The sequence below is a fragment of the Pseudomonas sp. LP_7_YM genome (genome assembly GCF_004364435.1).
Lineage (GTDB): Bacteria > Pseudomonadota > Gammaproteobacteria > Pseudomonadales > Pseudomonadaceae > Aquipseudomonas.
The window spans coordinates 775,361-800,665 of sequence record NZ_SOCT01000002.1; the positions used below are offsets into that span (position 1 = coordinate 775,361).

The following is a 25,305-nucleotide window of genomic DNA, read 5'->3' on the forward strand; positions in this document are numbered from 1 at the left end:
GTGGGTGCTCTCCTGGGTCTAACGCTTAGCGCGCAGCTTGCGAAGGGGTCTGCCCTGCAGCCTGTTCGGCAGCCAGGCGGATGGCGTTGAATTGCGGATCGAAGCCGTTGGAGACATCCACATGCCGGGTGAGGATGCCTTCGCGCTGGTAAATGTCGGCGGTGTTTTGCAGGCCCTTCACCACGCTGTCGTCGATGCTTACAGGCTCCATCCGGGTGTCACGGTTGACGGCCAGATGCACTTCGAGGGGCAGGCCGGTGACCTTGGTCTGAGCGGCGGCGTATTCCTTGGGATGGGTGTTGGCCCAGCGATAAGCGCGGTCCAGACGCACGACGAAGTCATCGAGCTGCGCGCGTTTCCCGGCGATGGCCTTGCTGGTCGCGGCGAGGTAGGAGTGGTTGGTTAACAGGTCCGGGCCGTTGGGCAGGATGCGTGCGCCGCTTTGGGTGGCGACCGTGGTGTAAGGCGCCCAGGTGGCCCAGGCGTCAGCATCACCATTGTCGAGGATCAGCCGCGATTCGCTTGGCAGCAAGTAGACGAAGTTGACGTCGCCGGTTGTAAGGCCGGCTTCGTCGAGTGCGCGCATCGCCAGGTAATGGCCGATGGAACCGCGTCCGGTGACGATGCGCTTGCCCTTGAGGTCGGCTACGGATTTGATCGGCGAATCGTTACGCACGATCAGTGCCGTGGTGTAGCGGCCGTCGACATGGGTAATGCTGATCACTTTCAGCGGAGCGCCAGCACCCAGCGCGAACACATAAGGCGCATCGCCCAGTGCGCCGACATCGACCGCGCCAGCGTTCAGCGCTTCACCCAAGGGCGAGGCAGAAGGGAATTCGGAGAATTTGATCGGGTAGGGGACATCCTTCAGTTCGCCCGAGACTTCCAGCAAGACCTTCAATGCTGATTTCTGGTTGGCAACCAGCAGCGGCTGCAGCGTTTCGGCAGCCTGGCTGAATTGGCCGAAGGACAGCGCGAGCAGTGCACCCAGCAAAAGTTTTTTAGTGCGAAGGGCATTTGAAATCGGGGCGGGCATGAAGCGTGTCTCCAGGCTATGACGATGGGTCTGAGCCTCCACCTGGAGAAGGGGTCGGCCAAGGGTTATGACCTTATACGTATAAGAAACGAATTAGAAGTATCTTTTGGTTATATGCTAATTATGTAATTAGATGATTTTTTCAGTGTCTTAATATCAGGTATTTGCATTAATTAACTGTCGAAATATTCATCGAACGTAGTAGGCGCGCGCTTTGGCCTGCGACAACGGGGCAGCTCAAATACCCCGTTATCTGAGCTGACGTGTGGCAGCCAAGTGCGCCCCTGCGAACGGGGATCAGATCACCCTGAACCCATGGGTGCCGTCACGCCCAAGCTGTTCCACCAACCCGAACTCCCAATCCAGATACGCCTGCATCGCTTCGCGCGGTGCGTCGGTGCCTTCATAGGGACGGCGGTAGCGGTCGATTCGAGGGGAGGCCAAATGGGTTTCACCGTTTTCCAGTTCGAACCCTGCGGTGATCCAGCTGGCCGTGCCGTCCTGGAGCAGGAACACCGGTTTGCCTGTCAGCGCTTCGACTTCCGGCACCGCCAGTCGCGCCAGCTTGCTGCTGCCACAGGTCAGTACGTACTGCTCTGCGTCGGGAATCTTGCGCAAGGCACTGGACAGGTCCGCGCGCAAGGTCCACCAGGCGCCGGGTATATGCTGCTTCACATAGTTGGCACTGGTGGTGAAGTCCAGCACCGCCACATTGCCATGTGCCTGCCAGTGACGCAGGGTGTCGGCACTGATTTCCTCGACCTGCCACGGTGTCGGAGTCGGCGCACTCCACGGGCCTTTTTCGCTGAAGTCCTGAGCCCTGAGGTCGTCGAGGACGAACACTTCCCAACCCAGTTGCGCCAACCATGAGGCCGACATGTTGGCCCGTACGCCATTGTCGTCCGCCAGCGCGATCCGGGCGCCACGCACGCTGGCGTAGTGATCGGTTTCCTGCACCAACTGGCCACCGGGTGTCGAACGAGCCCCCGGCAAATGGCCGGCTTCATATTCTTCCGGCGTTCGCACATCGAACAGATACGTGGTGCGGGCCGTTCCGGCTTGCCATGTTGCCAGGTCGGCACGCTTGCCACGCTTCACACCTGCCTTGTCGGCCACTCTGCGGGCATCGATACGGGCCAGGTCCAGGGTCTGCTCACTGACCGCAGGAAAGCGCCGCTTTTGACCGTGGTCCAGCGTCTGCCCCGCCAACAGCCAGCCGATGGTGCCGTTGCGCAAGGCAGAGATCGGGTTCGGCAGACCGGCGTTCACCAGCGATTGGGTGCCGATGATGCTGCGCGTGCGTCCTGCGCAGTTGACGATGATGCGGGTCTGGGGATCAGGCGCCAGTTCGCGGGCGCGCAACACCAGCTCGGCCCCCGGCACGCTGACGCCGGTCGGAATGCTCATGGTCTGATATTCATCGAAGCGGCGAGCATCGAGCACCACCACGTCGGCCTTGCTGTCGAGCAACTGTTTCACGTGCTCGGCCGCCAGCGACGGAGTGTGACGATGATGCTCCACGAGTTCGCCGAATGCCTTGCTCGGTACGTTCACATCGATGAACAGCTCGCCACCCGCATCCCGCCAGCCTTGCAATCCGCCTTGCAGCGCCTTGACGTCGCTGTAACCCAGATCCGCCAGGCGGGCGAGGGCAGTTTGAACCAGGCCTTCGCCGTTATCGTAGAGCGTGATCGCCGTATCGCGACGAGGAATTCGCGACAGCACCTCCAGCTCCAGTTTCGACAGCGGGATATTGGCAGCGAACAGCGGATGGGCTTCAGCGAACGGCGCTTCTTCGCGCACATCCACCAAGGCGACTTCTGCGCCGGCCAGCAGCGCTTTGCGAATATCGGCGAATGATCGTGTGCTTTGAGTCATTAGGCTTGATTCTCTTTGGACAGGTCCCAAATGTTCGGGAGGTAGGCGTTCGAATAGCCGGAAATGAACAGTTTTTCGCTGCCATCAGGTTGATAGACGGCACGCTTCACGGCGCCGATATTGGCGCCATAGACATGAATGCTGATCGAGACTTTATCGTCGAACGCATTGTTGACCTGATGGATGTCGTTGCTGCGCGGTGACAAGGTTTCGACGTCGCCGGGCTCCAGACGGATGGCCGCGCCTTCCCGTTGCAGATGCCCGTCGGCGCTGCGGGCGTAACCCTGCGAGTATTCCGCGCCGCGTAACATGCCGATCAGCCCCCAGACCCGGTGATCGTGAATTGGCGTGCTTTGTCCCGGTCCCCAGACAAAGCTGACAATGGAGAAGCGCTGGCGGGAGTCGGCATGCAGTAGAAATTGCTGGTAACGGGTCGGGTCGGCAATGGCGAACTCATCGGGTAGCCAATCGTCGTACCGCACCAGTTGGCCCAGCAGCTTGCCGCCGCGGTGCAGCAGATCGGCTTCAGGCGGGTGGCTGTCGATCAATTCGGCCAGGGCTGCGATAAAGGCCCGGAGCCGTTCCGGGTGTCGGGGAGGGGTCATGTGAATTCCGTGGAAGGGGCAGGACTCATTTGTACGAGTAATATAAGCATAATACCGACGCTTAATATGCTATTTATTGATGATTAGGTTATAACGAAAAAGCATTTCATAACCGCTGCACAGGTTGTCGGGGTATCTATGCGGCATATTTGGAATTATGCTTTTTGCCTATCTTGTTTTTATTTTTCCATGTGCGAACCGTATGAAAATTGACGATATCGATGCCTTTGTCGCAGTGATTCGCTGCCAGTCGATCAGCCACGCCGCCGAGTCGCTGGAACTGACGCAGCCTGCGATCACCCGACGGGTGCAAAATTTCGAGCAGGCGTTGGGGGTCGAGTTGTTTGATCGCAACACCAAACCACTCAAGCCGACGGCGATGGGCCTTCAGGTCTACCAGAAGTGTCTGGCTATCCTGCGGGAAATGGATTCATTGCGTGAACTGGTGGCCAGCGATACGCCGCCCAGCGGCCTGCTGCGCCTGGGCGTGCCGCAAACCATCGGTGATGTGGTGCTGCTCGATGCACTCAGGCATTTACGCGGTGAGTTTCCCGACCTGCGTGCGCAGGTGGTGACCGGCTGGGGCAGTCATCTGATCGGCAAGATCGAGAACGGCGAACTCGACGCCGCTGCGGCGCTGTTCCCGGCGGGCAAGATTTTCCCCGAAGGTATCATTGGCGAGTCCATCGGCAAGATGGAGCTGGTGGTGGTCTGCGCCAAGGAGCGTGTGCCGAAGAAGCCGATCAAGCTGGCCGAGTGTCACGATCAGGGTTTTGTGCTCAACCCGGACGGCTGTGGTTTTCGCGCAGGGTTGCAACGTACCCTGGCCGATCAGGGGCTGGGCCTGAAGGTCAATCTGGAAACCTTTGGTACGGAATTGCAGTTGGGGCTGGTGGCCGATGGCATGGGTCTTGGACTGGTCCCGCGACCCTTGTTCGAGCGCAGTGCGCACCGGAACCTGCTGGGGTTGGTGCCGCTCAAGGATTTCAAGCCGGTGATGGATCTGTGGCTGATCTATCCGCGATACCTTGGCAATCTGCAAGCGCCGGTAGCATCCTTCGGGGCTCTCGTGGCGCAGGCGCTGAAGCAGGCTCGGAAGGCTGCGTGATTGCCTTCCTGGAAATAAAAAATATTGATAATTAGCTTAGAAGAAAATGTGATTATTAAACTTTTTTCGGCGCGCATAGGCTTCCTGGATACCTCTACCCAAGACCTACAGGGAGTCATGCATGAGCAATGTCAGTGCTTTGCCCGTTCAAACCGGTTCAAGCGACGTGCGCAGCCGGGTCAGTCCCGAAGAGTGGGAGGTGCGAATAAAGCTTGCCGCGGCGTATCGCATCGCTGCGCTCAAGCGTTGGACCGACCACATCTATACGCACTTTTCGGCGCGCGTGCCTGGCCCCGACGAGCACTTCCTGATCAATGCATTCGGGCTGCTGTTTGATGAAATCACTGCGTCGAATCTAGTCAAGGTCGACATCGACGGCACCCTCGTCGATGACCCTACCGGTCTTGGCATCAACCACGCAGGCTATGTCATTCACAGCGCCATTCACGCGGCGCGGCCCGACCTGCAAGCGGTGTTGCACACTCACACCCGCGACGGCGTCGCGGTTTCGGCGCAGAAGAACGGCCTGCTGCTGATCTCCCAGCATTCTCTTGGTTTCTCGGGGCGCGTGGCCTATCACGGTTACGAGGGCATCGCGCAGGATCTGGGCGAGCGCGAACGGCTGGTGGCGGATCTGGGTGACAAGAACGTGATGATCCTGCGCAACCATGGCCTGCTCACGGCGGGCCTCAGCATCGAGCACGCCTTTCAGTTGCTGCACAACCTGGAATACGCCTGCACTATCCAGATCGCCGCGCAGGCTGCGGGCAATGCCGAGTTGATCTTCCCGCCGCAGGAGGTGGTGAAGAAAGTCGAGGAACAAGCCAAGGTCTTCAAGAGCGGCACCGGGCCGGGCGTGGCTCGGCACTGGAATGCGTTGATCCGCGAGCTGGACCGACACGGGACAGCGTATAGGGAATAGCACAACCGCAGCGCATACGATCTTCCGGGGGCGTGAGCAAGCTCGCTCCCCACAAAGTGTCTATTCCCTGCTTCTATGACGTATCGACAGGGGCTATGCCACTTTCTCATTCCTTTCCCTTTCGCGCCTGGCCACTCGTTCTCGGGTCAGGGGGATGAGTTCCCGGCCGTAGTCGATAGCATCTTCGAGCGGGTCGAAGCCTCGGATCAGAAACGTGGTAATCCCCAGATCGTAATAATCCAGCAATGCCTCGGCCACCTGTTCTGCGGTGCCCACCAGAGACGTGGAATTGCCTTTGGCGCCTAATAACCCGGCAATGCCGGTCCACAGGCGTTTGTCCAGGCGCGTGCCTTGCGCCGCCGCTGCCAGCAAACGCTTGGAACCTTCATTGGCAGGTTCGCGACGTGGGACACCGCAGGCGTGCGCCAGTGCTTTGGCCCGTTCCAGAATGCTGTCGGCCCGGGCCCAGGCCTTTTCCTCGGTCTCGGCCAGAATCGGTCGTAGCGACAGGCTGAACCGTATCGTGCGCCCATGCTTTGCAGCTTCGCCCCGGACCTGTTTGACGATGTCTCTGACCTGCTCATAAGTCTCGCCCCACAAGGCGTAGACGTCCGCGTGTTTGCCCGCAACCTCGATGGCGGCCTGAGATGCACCGCCGAAGTACAGTGGAATGTGTGGCTGTTGTGGCGATTTGACCCGCGAATGAGCGCCTTCGAACTGGTAATACTTACCCTGGTGGTCGAAGGGTTTTTCCGAAGTCCACTCCTGACGCACCACGTTCAGATACTCATCGGTACGTGCATAACGCTCGTTCTTGCCGATGAAGCTGCCGTCGGCACGCAGTTCCTGATCGTCGCCACCGGTGATGATATGCACGGCGGTGCGCCCGCCGTTGAACACGTCCAGCGTCGCGAACTGCCGGGCTGCAACGGTTGGGGAAATAAAACCCGGGCGATGAGCGATCAAAAACTTCAATTTCGTGGTCACGCTGGCGGCATGGGCGGCGACGAAAGCGCTGTCCGGGCTATCGGAGTGATACGCCACGAGCGCTCGATCAAAACCGGCCAGCTCGTGGGCGCGCGCGACTTTTTCGACGTATTCGGGCTGAACCGTCTCCCCACTGCGCGGGTGAATTTCCGAGAAAGGCTGAGTCGCGATGTAGCCGATGAATTCGACGCTCATGGGGCGATGTCCTGAGGTGGGTAATCGAAAGCTGCGCGATGATTCACGCAAGACCAGTCAGCAACATAGGGTGAGAAGACGTGCCTGTGAAATTCGATTTGAAACTAAGCTAATATAATAATTACGCATCAAAATTTTATTAAAATTAAAATAAGCTGATTATTAGCTTATTACCTTTCGACATTTCCCCGCATTTTTTTATGCGTTTAGGATGGTCCGCACTTCAAGGATCGGTCGTCGCCTGCGCTTCCGTACTTGCCTCTTTCTGTACTGCAAGGATGTCGTTCATGGGTTTTAGCTGTTGGAATCTGGCCCGCCAAACTGCCGCGCTTATGCTGTCTTGCTCTTTGTTAGTGTTAGCGGGGTGTGGGGATGGGCAAGACAAGCCGGTGGCTGTCTCCGACGCGGTGGATTGGTCGAAGGTCAAGTTGGTTCTGGGCGATCAGGCCAAGGGTTTGCGCACGGTCGTCGATGCGTCCAATGCGTTCGACGGGATTGCTTATCAGATCGAATGGGCCAACTTCCAGGGCGCTGCGCCATTGTTCGAGGCGGTGCGTGCCGGAGCCGTGGATCTGGCCCCCGCAGGCGATACACCGGTTCTGGCGGCGGCCACTGGCGGTACGCCGCTGCGTATTGTTGCGGTGCGCCGGGGGCAGGGGCGCAGCGTCGGCATCCTGGTCCCACCGGGTTCGGACATCAAAACCGTGGCCGACCTCAAAGGCCGCAACGTATCGATTTCCTCGGCCCGGGGCAGCATCTCTCAATATTTGCTGATTCGGGCGCTGGAGAATGCAGGGGTGAAGGAGTCTGAGGTCAATATCGGTTTCGTCATGCCCACGGATGCGCTGTCGGCCTTTCACGGGGGCAAGATCGACGCTTGGGCTACCTTCGGGATCTATCAGGCATTCGGCGAGGAAAACGGCGCGCGGCTGTTGCTGAGCGGGGAGGGCATCAATACCGGTCTGACGTTCATCACCGCTTCAGATCATGCGCTGGCGGACAAGGTCAAGCGTCAGGCTCTAAACGATGTGCTGCAGCGGCTGGCCAAGGCTTTCGAGTGGGCCAGGGCCAATCCGGACCAGTATGCGCAGGTGTTTTCCAGCGCCAACAACGTGCCCTTGCCGGTATCGCAGCGTTTGCAGAGTTGGGGGGTCGAGTCGTTGCAGCCTGTCCAAACATCTGACGTCACTGCCTTGCAGGGTGTGGACGATCTGTTCGTGGCGAAGAAGATCTTTGCGAAACCGGTACAGGTGTCCGGGTTGATCGATCGGGAGGTGTTCCCCAGTGCGCACGGGGTATTGCTGCGCTAACCAGATGAGGTCCAGATGTGTGGTGCGCGTTCGTTCGCCAAAGCCGTACACAGGACAGGGATGTATCCCTGTCCTGGCGCATCGCGAATGAATTCGCTCTCACAAGCGTCGGCGTGTTGCGCCAGAGGTGCGCCGGTCACGAATCCCGTTTAATGTCGCGGTCCATCCTGCGCCATTGCCAGCAATTGCTTCTCCTGATCCCAATCAAACGGTTCTTCGTTCTCCTGGGCTTCGAAGCGACGCTCCTCCAGGGCGGTATACATGTCGATTTCTTCGTCGGGCATGAAGTGCAGACAGTCGCCGCCGAAATACCAGAGCAGGTCGCGCGGTACCAGATGAGCGATTTGCGGATAGCGTTGGATCACCTGACACAACAGGTCCTGACCCAGGTACTGGCTCTCGATCGGCTCGCGCGGCAGCAGATCGATCAACTCGTCATAACGCTCCAGAAACAGCGCATGACTTTCTTCAGGCACCTGTTCGGCTTCACCGAGCGCGACCAGAATGCCGCGCAGGTGCGCCAACAGGTTGAGAGTGCGGTCGAGATTGGCGTCGGCCATGATGAAGTCCTCAAAGACAAAAACAGGCGCGGGAGTATAGATCCCGTAGAGGGGGACCGATACCCCGATGAGGACTGGCGGTGGCAGGCCGACGTATCGGCGGCGCGTCAGCTCAATGCCATAACCCGGCCAGATAGCGATGTCCGGCTTCGGTCAGCGCCAGATGGGCGTACGTATGATCGGGACCGGGCTGGCGGGTGACAAAGCCAATAAGCAGCAGCGTTTGCAGCGTCTGGTTGGGTTTGCCGCTATGAAAGTCCTCCCCCGAGGCGATTTCAGCAAGCAGGAAGCGATGGGTCATGCGGTGGTCGATCATGATGCGTCCCCTGGGTGTTTTCTTGTTGTTACCGAAAAGTGTAGGACACTCTTCGCAGCGGTGCAGGCCAGAGCGTATCTGAAAACCGGTACGGTGACGTAGCGTTATAAGCGCGTGGTGGATGCCCGTGTAGCAAAGCTTGAAATCACTCCAAACTTTCGAAAACGTCCTGCATAAATTCCAGGGTCGCTTTGTTAGCGTGCCGGAACTGACGCAATCGCTTACACCATGAAGGGCATGGGCATGGGCATGGGCATCGCGTCGCTCCTCCGCGAACTCGACAGGAAAGCGACCTGCAAAAAAGTGCCGCGTGTCCCGCTGTCAGTCTGGAGAAGATGACCGGCAGCGGGAGCGGCTTCGCATGTTGGCAGTTAGCGTACCTTGCCCTCGCTGGCCTTCAAGGCTTCCTTGTCAAAGTCATCCACATCAATGACCTTGCGCCGGGCCGCTTCTGCTGCGCGCAGCTTCTCGGCTTCGGCCGGCTGAAGCACGCCTGCATTGAGGGCCGCGTCGATCACATGCTCGCCCCCTGCGGGCTTGAGCTGACCGCTCTTGAGCCCATGATGCAGCTTGCTATGCAGCGCCTTCGCATCGGTCAGCAAATCCGCCGCATGCTGCAAGGCCCCTACCGGATCGCTTTCCGAGGTCGGGCGATAGCAGCCAGCAAGTACCGATTCCAGCGCCGGGTCGCCCTTGTTGCGTCCGATGATCTCTGCGACCTCGGCATCCAGCACATCTGATGGGCCCTTATGGCGCCGACCCAGCGGGAACACGATCACGCGTAACAAACCGCCAAGAAGTCGATTCGGGAAGTTGCTGAGCAGCTCATCCAATGCGCGTTCCGATTCGCCGAGCGCTTCTTCCATGGACCAGCGGAACAGCGGCACCAGTGCTTCAGGGTAATCCAGGTCGTGATAACGCTTGAGCGCTGCCGAGGCCAGATACAGGTGACTCAGTACATCACCGAGGCGGGCCGACAGACGTTCGCGGCGTTTCAGTTCGCCACCGAGCAGCATCATGCTCAGGTCAGCGAGCATCGCAAACGCGGCGGCCTGGCGGTTGAGTGCACGGAAGTAACCTTGGCTGAGACGGTCCCCCGGCATGGTTTCGAAGCGCCCGAAGCCCAGGTTCAACACCAGCGTGCTTGCCGCATTGCGCACCGCGAAACCGATGTGTTGCAGCAGCAGTTCATCGAACTCCACCAGAGCGCGGTCATGATCCTCACGCCCGGCGAGGGCCATTTCCCTCAACACGAACGGATGGCAGCGGATCGCCCCCTGACCGAAGATCATCAGGTTGCGCGACAGGATGTTCGCGCCCTCAACGGTGATGAATATCGGCGCGCCTTGCCACGAACGGCCCAGATAGTTGTTTGGCCCCATGATGATGCCCTTGCCGCCATGCACATCCATTGCGTGGGTAATACATTCGCGGCCTCGTTCGGTGAGGTGATACTTCAGAATCGCCGAGAGCACCGAGGGTTTTTCGCCCAAATCCACTGCATTGGCGGTCAGCATGCGCGCGCTGTCCATCAGCCAGGCATTGCCGCCGAGGCGGGCAAGGGCCTCCTGAATACCTTCGAATGCAGCCAGCGGTACATTGAATTGCTCACGAATCCGTGTGTACTGGCCGGTGACCAGGCTGGTGTACTTGGCCGCGCCAGTGCCTACCGCTGGCAGGGAGATCGAACGGCCCACCGAAAGGCAATTCATCAGCATCATCCAACCCTTGCCGAGCATTTCCTGACCACCGATCAGGAATTCAAGGGGGATGAATACTTCTTTGCCGGCGTTAGGGCCGTTCATGAAGGCGGCGCCCAATGGCAAATGGCGACGGCCGATTTCCACGCCCGGTGTGTTGGTAGGGATGAGCGCCAGGCTGATGCCCAGATCTTCTTTGTCGCCCAGCAGATGCTCGGGGTCGAAGGCCTTGAACGCCAAGCCGAGCAAGGTCGCGACAGGACCGAGGGTGATGTAGCGCTTCTCCCAGTTCAGGCGCAGACCGATGACTTCTTCGCCCTGCCACTGACCGTTGCAGATGATCCCTGTGTCCGGCATTGCACCCGCATCAGACCCGGCCAGCGGGCCGGTGAGGGCAAAGCAGGGGATATCGTCGCCGCGGGCTAAACGTGGCAAGTAATGGTTACGCTGCACATCGGTGCCGTAATGCAGCAACAATTCTGCCGGCCCCAGTGAGTTGGGCACCATGACCGTGGACGCCAGGTCACCGCTGCGGGTCGCCAGTTTCATCGCCACTTGCGAGTGAGCGTAGGCTGAGAAGCCTTTGCCACCGTATTCCTTGGGAATGATCAGGGCGAAAAAGCCATGCTTTTTGATGTGCGCCCAGGCCTGCGGCGGCAAATCCATGGCCTGCCCGATTTCCCAGTCGCTGACCAGCGCACAGAGTTCGTTGGTCGGACCGTCGATGAATGCTTGCTCCTCCTCGGTCAACCGGCTTTTCGGGTAGGCGAGCAGGGTGTCCCAATTTGGACGCCCGCTGAACAGTTCGCCGTCCCACCACACGGTACCTGCGTCGATGGCATCGCGCTCGGTCGCCGACATCGGCGGCAAGACTTTCTTGAACCAGACGAACATCGGCGCGCTGAAATACCTGCGACGCAGATCAGGCAAGGCCAGAGGCAGCATCACCGCCAGCCACAGAAGCCACGGGATGGCCATCCAGCCGTGGGCATGACTGAACGCGCCCATTGCCAGCAGATAAACCGCCACAATACCCAGGGCAGGGAAGGGGGCAACACGCCGGTGGGCCAGCCAGGCCACGCCGATAACCAGAACCACGATCCACAACAACAGCATAAGAATCCCTCCAGGATGATGGCGAATAGAGCGCCATCGACACCACGGGCAGCCGCTCTGGCCCGCGCAACGATAGTGACCCCGAGCCCCCGGTGGAGTTCGAGCAGTGGCCGATGCGCTTGAAGTTGTGGCTCGAATACCCCCTTCATGGAGCGGCCGGATCAGATTGGTGGGTCGGTGACATAGATCACCACATTGCCGCCCGCCTTGGATGACCTGTCAGGGCCCGCCAAAAGCCAGTGCAGATATTCGTTCAACATTCGAGCGGCATCGCGGTCGAACCAGAACCGGCGCTGGCCGCGCTAGATTAATAATGACTATCAATAGAACTCGCTGTACTTGCGCGACTTCGACAAGCACCATTGGCAGCTTCGTCGCGTCCGGTGTTGTTTCGAAGCTCGCATTGTGAGCGGTCCTGGGTCATGCGCCGGCGAGTCTTTTGTATTCGTCTGTTTCTTTCTCTCCTTTTATTGGTGTGTTTTCAGTCATGAGTTCAGCTCTGTCCATTCGGCAGCTAACCAAGACCTACGGCAACGGTTTCCAGGCCCTCAAGGGGATTGACCTGGACGTCGCCGAGGGTGATTTTTTCGCATTGCTCGGCCCTAACGGCGCCGGCAAATCCACCACCATCGGGATCATCTCGACGCTGGTCAACAAAACGACTGGTTCGGTGAACATTTTCGGTCACGACCTGGACCGCAATCCGGCGCAGCTTAAGCGCTCGATCGGTGTCGTGCCCCAGGAGTTCAACTTCAACCAGTTCGAGAAGACCTTCGACATCGTCGTGACCCAGGCTGGCTACTACGGTATTGCGCCCAGGGTCGCCAAGGAGCGCGCCGAGCGGTACCTGACCCAGCTCGGGTTGTGGGACAAGCGCAATGTGCCCTCGCGCTCGCTTTCGGGTGGCATGAAGCGCCGGCTGATGATTGCCCGCGCGCTGATCCACGAACCGCGGCTGCTGATTCTCGACGAACCGACGGCGGGTGTGGATATCGAGCTGCGCCGGTCGATGTGGACCTTCCTCACGGAGCTGAACGATAAGGGCATCACTATCATCCTCACCACGCACTATCTGGAAGAGGCTGAGCAGCTGTGCCGCAATATTGGCATCATCGATCACGGCACCATCATCGAAAACACCGGCATGAAGACGCTGCTCAACAAGCTGCATGTTGAGACTTTCCTGCTGGATCTCAAGGATCCGATACGGGTTGCGCCGCAACTCATCGGTTACCCGTCGCAGCGGGTAGACGATCTCACCCTTGAGGTGCAGGTCGACAAAGCCATCGGCATCAGCGGGCTGTTCAGTCAACTCGCGTTGCAAAACGTTCAGGTGCTGAGCCTGCGCAATAAAACCAATCGCCTTGAGGAATTGTTTGTGGGCCTGGTTGAGAAAAATCTGGCGAAGGTGGCGGTATGAGCTCCGAACTGCGCCCCAACCTGATCGCCCTGAACACTATCGTCTACCGCGAAGTCCGTCGCTTCATGCGGATCTGGCCGCAGACCCTGCTGCCGCCAGCGATCACCATGGTTCTGTACTTCGTGATTTTCGGCAACCTGATCGGCCGGCAAATCGGCGACATGGGCGGCTTCACCTACATGCAGTACATCGTGCCGGGCCTGATCATGATGTCGGTGATCACCAACTCCTATGGCAACGTGGTTTCCAGCTTCTTTGGCGCCAAGTTTCAACGCTCGGTTGAAGAACTCATGGTGTCTCCAGTTTCGCCGCATACGATTCTGATCGGCTACACCTTGGGCGGCATGCTGCGCGGGCTGATGGTCGGGGTTATCGTGACCCTTCTTTCGATGTTCTTCACTGACCTGCAGGTTCATCACCTGGGCGTGACCATCATTGTGGTGGTGCTGACGGCGACGATCTTCTCACTGCTGGGCTTCATCAATGCCGTGTTCGCGCGCAACTTCGACGACATCTCGATCATCCCGACCTTTGTACTGACGCCACTGACGTATCTGGGTGGAGTGTTTTACTCGATCAACCTGCTGCCGCCGTTCTGGCAGACCGTCTCGCTGGCCAACCCCGTGCTGCACATGGTTAATGCCTTCCGTTTCGGGATTCTGGGCGTGTCGGACATCAAAATCAGCGTGGCCCTGACGTTTATGGTGGTCGCCACCATCGTCCTGTACCTGGGCTGTGCGCGGCTGCTGGTGAGTGGACGCGGGATGCGGCAATGACCCAAAGCCCAATGATCTGATCGACGAAATACCTGTGGGAGCGGACTCGCTCCCGCAGGTTTGTATCATCTGCGCTAGCCTCGTCTCGCCCTGCGCCGCGCCCACTGCCGTCCTACCCACCAGCGCCAATACCCCATCGTCGCGAAATAGCCCACTAGTGCCAGCACGACCCCCGCCACCACAGATCCCAGCAGAAACGGCTGCCACAACGTCGAAAGCTGCCCACTGATCCCGTCCCAACTTATCTCCTCCGGGAAACTGCGCGGCTCCAGGCCCAGAAGCAGCGCCCCTATCTTGTAGGTGCAATAAAACACCGGCGGCATGGTCAGCGGATTGGTCAGCCAGCACAGGCTCACGGCTATCGGCATGTTCGCACGCACCCAAATCGCCAGAAGCGCCGCCAGCAACATCTGCAAAGGCATCGGCATCAGTGCCGCGAACAAACCGACGCCCATTGCCCTGGCCACCGAATGGCGATTGAGGTGCCACAGGTTAGGGTCGTGCAGCAGCTTGCCGAGGAAGCGTAAGGATTTGTGTTCCCGGATGCGGTTCGGATCGGGCATGTAGCGCTTGAACAAGTGGCGTGGCATACAGGAAATCCGGGGTTCTGACGGAAATATTCGGGCCAGTATGCATGGATGGCGGCGGATGAAAATTCAGACATTGTGACAATTAATAAAGGCGCGGCCGGTTCAGTGCGCTAAGTCATGAGGATGAATTTCATAGACCGACAAGGAGAACCTTATGCGCACAGGGATGTTGGCGCTTGCACTGGGCCTACTGGTTCTGCGTTTCTTGCCAGCCCTACCGCCTGTCTGGTTAATGCTCGTCATGCCGGTGCTGGCGCTGATGCTGCTGCCATTTCGTACCTATCCGCTGGCTTTTTTTCTGTTCGGTTTGACCTGGGCCAGCGTGTCAGCCAAGTCCGCACTGGACGATCGCCTGCCTGAAAGACTCGATGGCCAGACCCTCTGGCTCGAGGGCAAGGTCGTGGGCTTACCCAACAGCGCCGAAGGTGTGGTGCGTTTTCAGCTGCACGACCCCGTTTCGCGACGCACTCGCCTGCCTGAGCGGCTGCGCATTGCCTGGTACGGTGGCCCGAAGGTGCAAGGCGGGGAGTACTGGCGGCTGGCGGTCAAGCTCAAGCGCCCTGGCGGTCTGGCCAACCCCGGCGCTTTCGACTACGAAGCCTGGCTGCTGGCCCAACGCATCGGCGCTACGGGCACAGTCGTCGATGGCCAGTTGCTCAGGGCGTCATCGGTGCCCTGGCGTGACAGGATTCGCCAACGCTTGCTGGCGGTGGACGCCCAAGGTCAAGAGGGTGGCCTGACCGCTTTGGTGCTTGGCGATGATTCAGGACTCAGCACCGCTGACTGGCAGGTCCTGCAGGACACCGGGACTGTACATTTGCTGGTGATTTCCGGCACCCACGTCGGACTGCTCGCCGGATTGCTCTACGGTTGTGTTGCTGGCCTGGCCCGTTGGGGTCTGTGGCCGCGATTCATCCCCTGGCTGCCGTCGGCCTGTGTTTTGGCGTTCAGTGGTGCATTGGCCTACGGCTTTCTGGCTGGATTCGAAGTGCCGGTGCAACGAGCCTGTCTGATGCTGGGTCTGGTTCTGCTGTGGCGTCTACGCTTTCGTCATCTGGGCGTGCTCCCGCCTCTATTGATTGCGTTGAATCTGGTGCTGATCGCCGAGCCGTTGATCAGCTTGCGTCCGGGTTTCTGGCTGTCGTTCGGCGCAGTGGCGATTCTGATGCTGATTTTCGGCGCGCGCCTCGGAGCATGGAGCGGGCTGCGCAGTTGGTCTCGTGCGCAATGGCTGATAGCGCTGGGTTTACTGCCGGTCCTGCTTGCGCTGAATCTGCCCGTCAGCCTGAGCGGGCCAATGGTGAATCTGGTGGCGGTGCCTTGGGTCAGCATTTTTATCCTGCCGCTGGCGCTGTTCGGCACGCTATTGCTGGCAGTTCCACCGGTCGGCGAGAGCTTGCTGTGGCTGGCAGGCGGTTCTATGAACGGACTGTTCCGCTTTCTGACCTTGATGGCTGAGCTCATGCCCGCGTGGACAGGACCTGCCGTGCCGACCTGGGTCTGGCCGTTGAGTCTGCTGGGTACATGCTTGCTTCTGCTGCCCAGTGGCATTCCATTGCGGCCATTGGGTTGGCCGATGTTGCTGCTCTGCGTATTCGCGCCGCAGAAAAGCATTCCGGTGGGTGAAGTCGAGGTGGTGCAGCTGGATGTCGGGCAGGGATCGGCGATCACACTGCGCACCCGCCATCACGCGCTGCTCTACGACGCAGGTCCGCGCTTCGGCGACTTCGACATTGGCGAGCGCGTAGTGCTGCCGGCGATTCGCCGCGCCGGAATTCGCCATTTGGACCTGATGCTGCTCAGTCACGCCGATGCCGATCATGCCGGGGGGGCGTCTGCCGTTCAGCAGGCGCTGCCGGTCTCCAGAATTCTGGGCGGCGACACCGAACGAATGCCGCCAGCGTTGGCCGTCGAGCGTTGTCGCAACGGTGAAACCTGGACGTGGGATGAGGTGACATTCTCCACCTGGGTCTGGGAGCAGGCGGAGCAAGGCAATCAGGCGTCCTGTGTGCTGAGGGTCGAGGCCGCTGGCGAGCGGCTGTTATTGACCGGCGATATCGACATCCATGCCGAGCGCGCAATGCTGCAACAGGGCTTCGATGTGCGCGCTCACTGGCTGCAGTCACCGCACCACGGCAGTCGCACATCATCTTCCAAACGCTTTCTGCAAGCAGTTTCTCCTCGCGGGGTGCTGATTTCCCGAGGCCGTAATAACGCGTTCGGCCATCCGCATCCGCTGGTCATGTCGCGCTATCGCTGGCTGAACATCGAACCCTATGACAGCGCTGAACTGGGGGCTGTCACCTTGCAATTGGGAACGTTCGGCCAAGTGCGTGCCGAGCGTGAGGCTCGACGCTTCTGGCGTGACTAAAATGAAGGTTATTCATCGGGACCGGCGAGTCGACGATGCGCCGGGCTGGCCATATGTTAGAGTAGCGCGACTTTTTTTCAGGGGGTGGTCGCTGTGTGGGAACTGGTCAAATCGGGTGGCTGGATGATGCTACCGATCATTTTGAGTTCCATCGCTGCCGTCGGGATCATCATCGAGCGCCTATGGACCTTGCGCGCCAGCCGCATTACACCGCCCCATCTGCTCGGTCAGGTATGGCGCTGGATTCAGGACAAACAGCTGAGCAGCGACAAGCTCAAGGAGCTGCGCGCCGACTCACCATTGGGTGAAATCCTCGCCGCTGGCCTGGCCAACTCCCGTCATGGTCGCGAGATCATGAAAGAGTGCATCGAAGAGGCCGCCGCCCGGGTCATCCACGAACTGGAACGCTACCTGGCGACACTGGGCACCATCGCCGCCATGGCGCCGTTGCTGGGTCTGCTGGGCACGGTGCTTGGCATGATCGATATCTTCAGTTCGTTCACCAGCACCGGCATGACCGGCAACGCTGGCATGCTCGCTGGCGGTATCGCCAAAGCCTTGATCTGTACTGCCTCTGGCTTGACGGTCGCGATACCGACGATCTTTTTCCATCGCTACCTGCAAAGCCGGGTCGACGAGTTGGTCGTCGGTATGGAGCAGGAAGCCATCAAGCTGGTGGAAGTGGTGCAGGGCGACCGCGATGTCGACCTGACCGATGCCAAGCCTGACCTCAAAGCCGCCGCCCGGGGCGAGGGTCGCAAGAAGTGAAATTCCGCCGCCGCAAGCCTCGGGAGACCATCGACATCAACCTGGTGTCGCTGATCGACGTGGTATTCATTCTGCTGCTGTTCTTCGTAGTGACCACCACCTTCACCCGTGAGACCCAGCTGCGCGTGGATCTGCCGCAGGCGGTAACAGGCGCTTCGGCTGACGATATCGACAAGAAGCACATCGACATCGCCATCAATCCTGATGGCGTGTACTCGGTCAATAATTCCTTGCTGCCCGACAGCAAACTCGACACCTTGATCGACGCTTTGCAGAAAGAGTCCGGTGGCGACGCCAGCCTGCCGCTGTCCATCAGCGCAGACGGCAAGACGCCGCACCAGGCGGTAATCACCGCAATGGATGCGGCCGGCAAACTGGGTTTTGCCCATTTGAGCATGACCACCGTCGAGGCCGCATCGGCTAACTGATGGCACTGACCGACCGTTTGCTCAACGCCTGGTACAACGGCCATCCGGCGCTGACCCTGTTGCGGCCGCTGGAAGCCTTGTACCGGCACGTGGTCAACCGCAAGCGTGCGCGTTTCGTGGCCGGGCAAAGCGACACCTACAAGGCACCGGTGCCGGTCATCGTCGTTGGCAATATTACCGTGGGCGGCACCGGCAAGACTCCGCTGATCCTTTGGATGATCGACCACTGTCGGCAGCGCGGCCTGAGAGTGGGTGTGGTCAGTCGTGGCTACGGGGCCAAACCGCCAACGTTGCCCTGGCGTGTGCGGGCACAGCAAGGCGCCGATCAAGCGGGGGACGAGCCGCTGTTGATCGTCAAGCGCACCGGCGTTGCGCTGATGATCGACCCTGACCGTTCCCGGGCCGTGCGCGCGTTGTTGGCCGAGGAGCCGCTGGATCTGATCCTTTGCGACGATGGTCTGCAACATTATCGGCTGGCCCGCGACCTGGAACTGGTGCTGATCGATGCCGCGCGCGGTCTCGGCAATCGCCGTTGTCTGCCCGCCGGCCCTCTGCGCGAGCCCATCGAGCGTCTGCACAGCGTCGATGCGCTGCTCTACAACGGCGCCAGCGAAGACCGTGAAGATGGTTACGCCTTCAAATTACAGCCCAGTGCGCTGGTGAATCTGCGCACTGGTGAGCGTCAGCCCGTGGACCACTTTCCACCTGGTCAGGCCGTGCACGCGGTGGCCGGGATCGGTAATCCGCAACGTTTCTTCAATACCCTCGAAGGACTACACTGGCGGCCTGTTCCCCATGCGTTCGCCGATCATGCCCAGTTCAGTGCAGAGGCGTTGGCATTCACGCCGGCGCTGCCGTTGATCATGACCGAGAAAGACGCCGTGAAATGCATGTCCTTCGCGGCCCTAGACTGGTGGTATCTGGCGGTGGAGGCCGTGCCTGGCCCGGCATTCATCTGTTGGTTCGATTCGCAATTAACCCGGCTTCTGCCATGACTCGCTCAGGATTTCTTATGGACACCAAATTGCTCGATATCCTCGCTTGCCCGATCTGCAAGGGCCCGCTCAAGCTCAGCGCCGATAAAACCGAGCTGATCAGCAAAGGCGCCGGTCTGGCTTATCCGATCCGCGACGGCATCCCGGTGATGCTGGAAAGCGAAGCGCGCACCCTGACTACTGACGAGCGTCTGGACAAATGACAGCAGCGTTTACCGTCGTCATCCCTGCTCGCTACGCCTCCAGCCGATTTCCCGGCAAACCCCTGGAGACCATCGCCGGCAAGCCGATGATCCAGCACGTCTGGGAGCAGGCGCGTAAAAGCAGTGCCCAGCGCGTGGTGGTTGCCACCGACGATCAGCGTATCGTCGAGGCCTGCCAGGCATTCGGCGCTGAAGTGCTCATGACCCGCGAAGACCACAATTCCGGCACCGACCGTCTTGCTGAAGTGGCCTCGCTGCTAGGCTTGGCGGATGACGCCATCGTGGTCAACGTGCAGGGCGATGAGCCAATGATCCCGCCTGCGGTAATCGATCAGGTCGCCGACAATTTGGCCTTGCATCCTGAAGCACGAATGTCGACCCTGGCCGAGCCTATTGATGATGTGGCCGCGTTATTCAACCCGAACGTGGTCAAGGTCAGCTCTGATATCAACGGTCTGGCCCTGAGCTTCAGTCGCGCGCCGCTGCCGTGGGCACGAAATGCGCTGGCCAGGAGCCGCGATGAGCTGCCCGACGGCGTGCCATATCGTCGCCATATCGGTATTTACGCCTACCGTGCCGGTTTCCTCCACGATTTCGTCGCCTGGGGCCCATGCTGGCTGGAAGATACCGAAAGCCTCGAACAGCTGCGTGCCCTGTGGCATGGCGTGCGTATCCACGTCGCCGATGCGCTGGAAGCTCCGCCGGCGGGAGTCGACACTGCAGAAGATCTGGAGCGCGTACGGCGCTTGCTGGAGGTTTGACGGTGATGGGTCATCATGTCGCTTTTACACAGGCTCCCGTATGAGCCTGCAGATTCAAGCCAATGTTTCACTCAAGCCGTTCAATACGTTCGGTGTGGATGTCAGCGCCCGGTGGTTCGCCGAGGCGCATACCGATGCGCACATTCGCGAGGCGCTGGCCTATGCGAAAGAGCGCGACGTCAAATTGCTGGTGATTGGCGGCGGCAGCAACCTGCTGCTGACTCGTGACGTCGAGGCGTTGGTGTTGCGCATGGCCAGTCGTGGCATTCGCATCATCCATGAAGACTGCAGCACGGCAGTCATCGAAGCGGAGGCCGGCGAGCCTTGGCATCCATTCGTTCAGGAAATGCTGGCGAGGGGGCTGTCGGGGCTTGAAAACCTCAGCCTGATCCCGGGCACTGTCGGTGCGGCACCGATGCAGAACATCGGCGCTTACGGGGTTGAGTTGAAGGACGTCTTCGACAGCCTGATCGCGCTGGATCGCCAAACTGGCCAAACGCAGGTGTTTTCCCTGGCTGACTGCGCTTTCGGTTATCGCGACAGCGTATTCAAGCACCAGACGGGTCGCTGGCTGATCCTGCGCGTGCGTTTTCGCCTCAGTTATGCCGCAGAGCTGCATCTGGATTATGGTCCGGTGCGCCAGCGCTTGCTGGAGCAGGGTATCAAGGAGCCGACGCCGATTCATGTCAGCCGGGCAATCTGCGCCATTCGCAGCGAAAAACTGCCGGATCCTGCAGTGCTCGGTAATGCGGGCAGCTTCTTCAAGAACCCCCTCGTCCCGGCCGAGCTTGCCGCCCGCATTCGTGAAGCTCACCCTGGCGTGGTGGCCTTCCCGCAAGCCGATGGGCAAGTGAAGCTGGCCGCTGGCTGGCTGATCGAGCAAGCGGGCTGGAAAGGCTTGCGTGACGGCGACGCCGGTGTGCATGACCTGCAATCGCTGGTGCTGGTCAACTATGGTGGGGCGTCCGGGGGAGATTTACTGAATCTTGCCAAACGGATCCAGGCTGATGTTCGAGAGCGGTTCGGCGTTTCGCTGGAAATGGAGCCTAATCTCTACTAAGGCGATTAGGTTGTTTGGCTTGGCCTGTGCGCTGCGAAGCACGCTCGGAACAGAGGCAGAGTATGAGTCAAACCCTGTGTGCCATCGTTCTCGCAGCCGGGCAGGGGAATCGTTATCGGGCGCTGGCCGGTGCTTCTCACAATAAGCTACTGGCGCCATGCATCGGTCGTGATGGCGTCGAGCGTTCGGTTATCGAGCATGTACTGGTCACTCTGAATCGGGTGGTTGACACGATCATACTGCTGACCCGTCCTTGTTATGCCAGTGTCGCCGAGCTGGGCTTGCGCCACGGCTGCGAGGTGGTGTTCATGGACTCGCCCGGAATGGGCGACAGCATTGCCGCTGCGGCTTCGGCTGAGCCTGATCATCGTGGCTGGCTCATTGTCCTGGGCGATATGCCTTTCATTCATCTGGACAGTCTCAAGCAAGTCGCCGAATCTCTTGAATCGGATGCTATCAGCGTACCAATGCATGCTGGCGAATACGGGCACCCGGTAGGTTTTGGTCGCGGGTTCGGGCCCGCCTTGATGAAGCTTGCAGGAGAGAGAGGGGCCAGGCGCTTATTCAAAGCAGCTCGGGTCAAGGAGATTGTGGTCGACGATCCGGGCGTGTTGTGGGATGTGGATGTGCCTTCGGCGCTGGACTTTAAATAGCTATTGTCCGGACAACGATGTTGCCGATCTTTCCAACACGTATAAAAAAGCCCCATCTGCTCACACAGATGGGGCTTTCGATTTACTGAAGATTACAAAGGCGATTTGGAATCTTTGTTTTCTTCGGCTTCTGCACCGAGCTCGATCACACCTTCCTTGACCGGCGCGACGTGCTCGTCAGCGGCTGGGGCCGGTGTGGCGACAGCTTCTGCCGCAGCAGGGGTTGCGACCTGCGGTACCGCAGCGGCGTTAGCCTCGGCTTCCTTCTGCAGGCGTTCAGCCTCCAGACGACGACGGCGAACTTCACGAGGATCGTTCGGCGCGCGACCGGTGCTGGCCATCGGCAGGGCAGGCATTTCAGCTGCAACGGCCGCAGGTGCAGGCTCTACAGCAACAGGAGCTGCGACGATTTCCGGCGCGGCAGTAGATGCCTCGACGAACGGGGATTGCACCACTGGGTGTTCAGCGACTGGCTCTGCAACCGGCTCAGCGGCTTTTGGCGCTTCTACGGATATTGCTGGCGCTTCGACCACGGGGGCTGAAACCGGAGCTTCTGGGGCTGTAGCGGCGGCTGGAGCGTGAGCGAAAACAGGCGCCTCTACCGCAGCAGGAGTTTCAAGCTGCTCGGCTTCGGCAGCCGCTTTTACCTGACGCTCGAACGGGCTAAGAGAAGCATCGAACTGTGCCACTTCAACTTCCGGCATGACCGAATGCTTGGTGGCGGTCGCCTGATCTTCGACAGCAGGGGCTTCGACGACAGGGCTTTCAACGACAGGGGCTTGCACGGGCGCTTCAGCTGTCGCGGCGGGCGTCGCTTCAACGACTGGCGCTTCGACCGTTGCTGTTGCGCGTTCAGCCTGGCGATGAGCCTCGGCTTCTGCCGGGGCACTGACTACGGTTTCAGCAACAGCAACGGTTACAGCCAGACCCGCAGCGATTTGCGCGCTGTTGTCTTCGCTGCGAACGCCATCGTTCAAGGCTTCAGCCGTTTCTTCCGAACCTTCACCTTCCGAGCCTTCGATCACATCACCGTTGGCATCACGCTGACGCTCGCGACGGTTGCTACGACGACGCTGCCCACGGGAACGACGACGAGGGCGATCGCCTTCGGCATGCTCCTGGCTTTCATCCAGTTGCTCTTCGTTGTTCAACAGCGTTTCGTCTTCGGAAACTGCTGCGGCCTGCTCGGTGCGAGGTTGACGCTCTTCACGCGGCGGACGCGGCTGACGCTCTTCACGCGGAGCGCGCTCCGGACGTTCTTCTCGAGGCACATTGACGGCCGGGGCGGCATCCAGTGGCTCACGCAGTTCACGTACGCGCTCTTCACGCGGCTTGCGGTCTTCACGGCCAGCGCGCGGTGCGCGTTCAGCACGTGCCGGACGCTCTTCGCGCGGCGCTGCAGTTTCTTCACGGGCCTCACGTGGCTCGCGGGCAGCACGTTCTTCACGAGGAGCACGCTCTTCGCGCGGTGTGCGTTCTTCACGTTCGGTACGCGGTGCGCGTTCTTCGCGCGGCTTGCGCTCTTCATCGCGGCGACCGTTTCGGCTGCGACTCTGCTGACGACCGTTACGACGTTCTTCGTTGCGGGCAGGACGCTCGGCAACCGGTTTTTCAACCACTGCGGCCGGGGCGACAGGCTCTTCCCTGGTAGCGAACAAACTGACCAGCGATTTTACCAGGCCTTTGAACAGGCTTGGTTCATGGGTCACAGGGGCTGGGGCTGGGGCTGGGGCTGGGGCGACCGGCGCGGCGGCGGCTTCGGCAGGCACCGGAGCGTTAGCGCGTGCCGGGGCGGTCTTGACCGCAGCTTCCTGGCGAACCAGCGTGCGCGTTGCCGCGGCCGGCTGAACTTCTTCCACTTCCGCAGCGGCAGCAGCGATTTCGTAGCTGGATTGCAGGCTGTGGGCTTCCGGGCTGTCATCGCGCAGACGCTGCACTTCAAAGTGCGGTGTCTCGAGATGATCGTTCGGCAGGATAATGATGCGTGCACGGGTGCGCAGTTCGATCTTGGTGATCGAGTTGCGTTTTTCGTTGAGCAGGAACGCAGCGACCGGGATCGGCACTTGAGCACGCACTTCGGCAGTGCGGTCTTTCAGGGCTTCTTCTTCGATCAGACGCAGGATTGCCAGCGACAGCGACTCGACGTCACGGATGATGCCGGTACCGTTGCAGCGCGGGCAGACGATGCCGCTGCTTTCGCCCAGGGATGGGCGCAGGCGCTGACGGGACATCTCAAGCAGGCCGAAGCGCGAGATGCGGCCAACCTGAACGCGGGCGCGGTCGGCTTCCAGGCTCTCGCGGACTTTCTCTTCCACGGCGCGCTGGTTCTTGGCAGGGGTCATGTCGATAAAGTCGATGACGATCAGGCCGCCGATATCCCGCAGACGCAACTGACGGGCGATTTCCTCAGCCGCTTCAAGGTTGGTCTGCAGAGCGGTTTCTTCGATGTCGCTGCCTTTGGTGGCGCGCGCCGAGTTGATGTCGATGGACACCAGCGCTTCGGTCGGATCGATGACGATGGAGCCACCGGAAGGCAGTTCAACGACGCGCTGGAAGGCGGTTTCGATCTGGCTTTCGATCTGGAAGCGGTTGAACAGCGGAACGCTGTCTTCGTACAGTTTGATCTTGCTGGCGTACTGCGGCATTACCTGGCGGATGAAGGTCAGGGCTTCTTCCTGGGCTTCGACGCTGTCAATCAGGACCTCACCGATGTCTTGGCGCAGGTAGTCGCGGATGGCGCGGATGATGACGTTGCTTTCCTGATAGATCAGGAACGGGGCGGCGCGATCCAGGGACGCTTCCTTGATGGCGGTCCACAGTTGCAGCAGGTAATCGAGGTCCCACTGCATTTCTTCGCTGCTGCGGCCAAGGCCGGCAGTGCGCACGATCAGGCCCATGTCGGCAGGTGCGATCAGGCCGTTGAGCGCTTCACGCAGTTCGTTGCGCTCTTCGCCTTCGATACGGCGAGAGATGCCACCGGCACGTGGATTGTTCGGCATCAGCACCAGGTAACGGCCGGCCAGGCTGATGAAGGTGGTCAGGGCTGCGCCCTTGTTGCCACGCTCTTCTTTTTCAACCTGAACGATGACTTCCTGGCCTTCGCTCAGGACGTCCTTGATGTTGACGCGCCCTTCCGGGGACTTTTTGAAGTATTCGCGGGAGATTTCTTTCAGCGGCAGAAAGCCGTGACGCTCGGAGCCGAAGTCGACAAAAGCCGCTTCAAGGCTGGGCTCGATACGCGTGATCCGGCCTTTATAGATGTTGGCCTTCTTCTGTTCGCGGGCCCCGGATTCGATGTCCAGGTCGTATAGGCGCTGGCCGTCTACCAGCGCAACACGCAACTCTTCGGGTTGAGTTGCGTTAATCAGCATTCTTTTCATGTAGTACCGTCGGTTTCCGGGCTGCCGGAAACGGCGTTCGGCACACACGACTTCTCACGGTCGGTGTCAGGGCGCGTCAGGAGTGCTTGAACACTCCAGTGTCTAGCGATATCCGACCAGCGGGGCCGTAGTCGCGACGACGTTTCCTGCTTGCTGTGGTGACAAAT

At 60.0% G+C, this 25,305-nt stretch carries 22 protein-coding genes; 13 read left to right on the forward strand and 9 right to left on the reverse strand.

Going from position 1 to position 25,305, the window contains the following annotated elements; genetic code table 11:
- Positions 1–25 precede the first annotated feature (25 nt).
- From EC915_RS08615 to EC915_RS08625, 3 genes are all read right to left on the reverse strand, one after another.
- Positions 26–1,036, reverse strand: a complete 1,011-nt coding sequence (locus EC915_RS08615; RefSeq protein ID WP_133750095.1) for an ABC transporter substrate-binding protein — start codon at positions 1,034–1,036, stop codon at positions 26–28.
- Positions 1,037–1,333: 297 nt separating this feature from the next.
- Positions 1,334–2,914: a rhodanese-related sulfurtransferase gene (locus EC915_RS08620; protein ID WP_133750096.1), complete on the reverse strand. Its 1,581-nt coding sequence runs from the start codon at positions 2,912–2,914 to the stop codon at positions 1,334–1,336.
- Positions 2,914–3,519: a cysteine dioxygenase gene (locus EC915_RS08625; RefSeq protein ID WP_133750097.1), complete on the reverse strand. Its 606-nt coding sequence runs from the start codon at positions 3,517–3,519 to the stop codon at positions 2,914–2,916. Before EC915_RS08625 ends, EC915_RS08620 begins: the two co-directional genes overlap by 1 nt.
- A 202-nt stretch (positions 3,520–3,721) precedes the next feature.
- On the opposite strand from EC915_RS08625, the gene EC915_RS08630 reads away from it, so the two are divergent.
- Both EC915_RS08630 and EC915_RS08635 read left to right on the forward strand, forming a co-directional pair.
- On the forward strand, positions 3,722–4,627 hold the full coding sequence (locus EC915_RS08630; protein WP_133750098.1) for a LysR family transcriptional regulator: 906 nt from the start codon (positions 3,722–3,724) through the stop codon (positions 4,625–4,627).
- A gap of 121 nt (positions 4,628–4,748) precedes the next feature.
- Positions 4,749–5,549: a class II aldolase/adducin family protein gene (locus EC915_RS08635; RefSeq protein WP_133750099.1), complete on the forward strand. Its 801-nt coding sequence runs from the start codon at positions 4,749–4,751 to the stop codon at positions 5,547–5,549.
- 93 nt (positions 5,550–5,642) lie between these two features.
- Here the strand turns inward: EC915_RS08635 and EC915_RS08640 are convergent, their stop codons facing one another.
- Positions 5,643–6,731 (reverse strand): LLM class flavin-dependent oxidoreductase, encoded by a 1,089-nt coding sequence (locus EC915_RS08640; protein ID WP_133750100.1) that lies wholly within the window; start codon positions 6,729–6,731, stop codon positions 5,643–5,645.
- A gap of 287 nt (positions 6,732–7,018) precedes the next feature.
- Here EC915_RS08640 and EC915_RS08645 point away from each other — a divergent pair, with 287 nt between their 5' ends.
- Positions 7,019–8,041 carry an ABC transporter substrate-binding protein gene (locus tag EC915_RS08645; RefSeq protein ID WP_133750101.1) on the forward strand — a complete coding sequence of 341 codons (1,023 nt, stop codon included), beginning with the start codon at positions 7,019–7,021 and terminating at the stop codon, positions 8,039–8,041.
- Between the two features lie 149 nt (positions 8,042–8,190).
- Here the strand turns inward: EC915_RS08645 and EC915_RS08650 are convergent, their stop codons facing one another.
- The 3 genes from EC915_RS08650 to EC915_RS08660 form a co-directional block, all read right to left on the reverse strand.
- Positions 8,191–8,601: a PA2817 family protein gene (locus EC915_RS08650; RefSeq protein ID WP_133750102.1), complete on the reverse strand. Its 411-nt coding sequence runs from the start codon at positions 8,599–8,601 to the stop codon at positions 8,191–8,193.
- A gap of 112 nt (positions 8,602–8,713) precedes the next feature.
- Entirely contained in the window at positions 8,714–8,917 is a 204-nt protein-coding gene (locus tag EC915_RS08655; protein WP_133750103.1) for a hypothetical protein, read from the reverse strand.
- A gap of 371 nt (positions 8,918–9,288) precedes the next feature.
- The gene (locus EC915_RS08660) at positions 9,289–11,733 is read right to left on the reverse strand and encodes an acyl-CoA dehydrogenase (RefSeq protein WP_133750104.1); all 2,445 of its coding nucleotides are present in this window, start codon (positions 11,731–11,733) and stop codon (positions 9,289–9,291) included.
- Between the two features lie 487 nt (positions 11,734–12,220).
- On the opposite strand from EC915_RS08660, the gene EC915_RS08665 reads away from it, so the two are divergent.
- Both EC915_RS08665 and EC915_RS08670 read left to right on the forward strand, forming a co-directional pair.
- The gene (locus tag EC915_RS08665; RefSeq protein ID WP_133750105.1) at positions 12,221–13,153 is read left to right on the forward strand and encodes an ABC transporter ATP-binding protein; all 933 of its coding nucleotides are present in this window, start codon (positions 12,221–12,223) and stop codon (positions 13,151–13,153) included.
- Positions 13,150–13,929 (forward strand): ABC transporter permease, encoded by a 780-nt coding sequence (locus EC915_RS08670; RefSeq protein ID WP_133750106.1) that lies wholly within the window; start codon positions 13,150–13,152, stop codon positions 13,927–13,929. Before EC915_RS08665 ends, EC915_RS08670 begins: the two co-directional genes overlap by 4 nt.
- Before the next feature lie 74 nt (positions 13,930–14,003).
- Here the strand turns inward: EC915_RS08670 and EC915_RS08675 are convergent, their stop codons facing one another.
- A complete protein-coding gene (locus EC915_RS08675; protein ID WP_133750107.1) occupies positions 14,004–14,519 on the reverse strand; it encodes a DUF2062 domain-containing protein in 516 nt (171 codons plus the stop codon).
- Between the two features lie 154 nt (positions 14,520–14,673).
- On the opposite strand from EC915_RS08675, the gene EC915_RS08680 reads away from it, so the two are divergent.
- From EC915_RS08680 to EC915_RS08715, 8 genes are all read left to right on the forward strand, one after another.
- A complete protein-coding gene (locus tag EC915_RS08680; protein WP_133750108.1) occupies positions 14,674–16,890 on the forward strand; it encodes a DNA internalization-related competence protein ComEC/Rec2 in 2,217 nt (738 codons plus the stop codon).
- A gap of 93 nt (positions 16,891–16,983) precedes the next feature.
- A complete protein-coding gene (locus EC915_RS08685; protein ID WP_166650945.1) occupies positions 16,984–17,658 on the forward strand; it encodes a MotA/TolQ/ExbB proton channel family protein in 675 nt (224 codons plus the stop codon).
- Positions 17,655–18,086, forward strand: a complete 432-nt coding sequence (locus EC915_RS08690; protein ID WP_133750110.1) for a biopolymer transporter ExbD — start codon at positions 17,655–17,657, stop codon at positions 18,084–18,086. Before EC915_RS08685 ends, EC915_RS08690 begins: the two co-directional genes overlap by 4 nt.
- Positions 18,086–19,081 (forward strand): tetraacyldisaccharide 4'-kinase, encoded by a 996-nt coding sequence (lpxK, locus tag EC915_RS08695; protein ID WP_133750111.1) that lies wholly within the window; start codon positions 18,086–18,088, stop codon positions 19,079–19,081. Before EC915_RS08690 ends, lpxK begins: the two co-directional genes overlap by 1 nt.
- Positions 19,082–19,098: 17 nt before the next feature.
- Positions 19,099–19,284 carry a Trm112 family protein gene (locus tag EC915_RS08700; RefSeq protein ID WP_003174668.1) on the forward strand — a complete coding sequence of 62 codons (186 nt, stop codon included), beginning with the start codon at positions 19,099–19,101 and terminating at the stop codon, positions 19,282–19,284.
- Positions 19,281–20,045 carry a 3-deoxy-manno-octulosonate cytidylyltransferase gene (gene kdsB, locus EC915_RS08705; RefSeq protein ID WP_133750112.1) on the forward strand — a complete coding sequence of 255 codons (765 nt, stop codon included), beginning with the start codon at positions 19,281–19,283 and terminating at the stop codon, positions 20,043–20,045. Before EC915_RS08700 ends, kdsB begins: the two co-directional genes overlap by 4 nt.
- Before the next feature lie 40 nt (positions 20,046–20,085).
- Entirely contained in the window at positions 20,086–21,105 is a 1,020-nt protein-coding gene (murB, locus tag EC915_RS08710) for a UDP-N-acetylmuramate dehydrogenase (RefSeq protein WP_133750113.1), read from the forward strand.
- Positions 21,106–21,167: 62 nt separating this feature from the next.
- A complete protein-coding gene (locus tag EC915_RS08715) occupies positions 21,168–21,758 on the forward strand; it encodes an NTP transferase domain-containing protein (protein ID WP_133750114.1) in 591 nt (196 codons plus the stop codon).
- Between the two features lie 92 nt (positions 21,759–21,850).
- Here the strand turns inward: EC915_RS08715 and rne are convergent, their stop codons facing one another.
- Positions 21,851–25,138, reverse strand: a complete 3,288-nt coding sequence (gene rne / locus EC915_RS08720; RefSeq protein WP_218568074.1) for a ribonuclease E — start codon at positions 25,136–25,138, stop codon at positions 21,851–21,853.
- Between the last annotated feature and the right edge of the window lie 167 nt (positions 25,139–25,305).

Coding starts and splice junctions, on each gene's coding strand:
- EC915_RS08620 (WP_133750096.1), bottom strand. CDS start 2,914: ATGACTCAAAGCACACGATCATTCGCCGATATTCGCAAAGCGCTGCTG.
- rne (WP_218568074.1), bottom strand. CDS start 25,138: ATGAAAAGAATGCTGATTAACGCAACTCAACCCGAAGAGTTGCGTGTT.
- EC915_RS08650 (WP_133750102.1), bottom strand. CDS start 8,601: ATGGCCGACGCCAATCTCGACCGCACTCTCAACCTGTTGGCGCACCTG.
- EC915_RS08670 (WP_133750106.1), top strand. CDS start 13,150: ATGAGCTCCGAACTGCGCCCCAACCTGATCGCCCTGAACACTATCGTC.
- EC915_RS08660 (WP_133750104.1), bottom strand. CDS start 11,733: ATGCTGTTGTTGTGGATCGTGGTTCTGGTTATCGGCGTGGCCTGGCTG.
- EC915_RS08645 (WP_133750101.1), top strand. CDS start 7,019: ATGGGTTTTAGCTGTTGGAATCTGGCCCGCCAAACTGCCGCGCTTATG.
- EC915_RS08640 (WP_133750100.1), bottom strand. CDS start 6,731: ATGAGCGTCGAATTCATCGGCTACATCGCGACTCAGCCTTTCTCGGAA.
- EC915_RS08625 (WP_133750097.1), bottom strand. CDS start 3,519: ATGACCCCTCCCCGACACCCGGAACGGCTCCGGGCCTTTATCGCAGCC.
- EC915_RS08630 (WP_133750098.1), top strand. CDS start 3,722: ATGAAAATTGACGATATCGATGCCTTTGTCGCAGTGATTCGCTGCCAG.
- EC915_RS08615 (WP_133750095.1), bottom strand. CDS start 1,036: ATGCCCGCCCCGATTTCAAATGCCCTTCGCACTAAAAAACTTTTGCTG.
- EC915_RS08700 (WP_003174668.1), top strand. CDS start 19,099: ATGGACACCAAATTGCTCGATATCCTCGCTTGCCCGATCTGCAAGGGC.
- murB (WP_133750113.1), top strand. CDS start 20,086: ATGAGCCTGCAGATTCAAGCCAATGTTTCACTCAAGCCGTTCAATACG.
- EC915_RS08665 (WP_133750105.1), top strand. CDS start 12,221: ATGAGTTCAGCTCTGTCCATTCGGCAGCTAACCAAGACCTACGGCAAC.
- kdsB (WP_133750112.1), top strand. CDS start 19,281: ATGACAGCAGCGTTTACCGTCGTCATCCCTGCTCGCTACGCCTCCAGC.
- EC915_RS08635 (WP_133750099.1), top strand. CDS start 4,749: ATGAGCAATGTCAGTGCTTTGCCCGTTCAAACCGGTTCAAGCGACGTG.
- EC915_RS08655 (WP_133750103.1), bottom strand. CDS start 8,917: ATGATCGACCACCGCATGACCCATCGCTTCCTGCTTGCTGAAATCGCC.
- EC915_RS08680 (WP_133750108.1), top strand. CDS start 14,674: ATGCGCACAGGGATGTTGGCGCTTGCACTGGGCCTACTGGTTCTGCGT.
- EC915_RS08715 (WP_133750114.1), top strand. CDS start 21,168: ATGAGTCAAACCCTGTGTGCCATCGTTCTCGCAGCCGGGCAGGGGAAT.
- lpxK (WP_133750111.1), top strand. CDS start 18,086: ATGGCACTGACCGACCGTTTGCTCAACGCCTGGTACAACGGCCATCCG.
- EC915_RS08675 (WP_133750107.1), bottom strand. CDS start 14,519: ATGCCACGCCACTTGTTCAAGCGCTACATGCCCGATCCGAACCGCATC.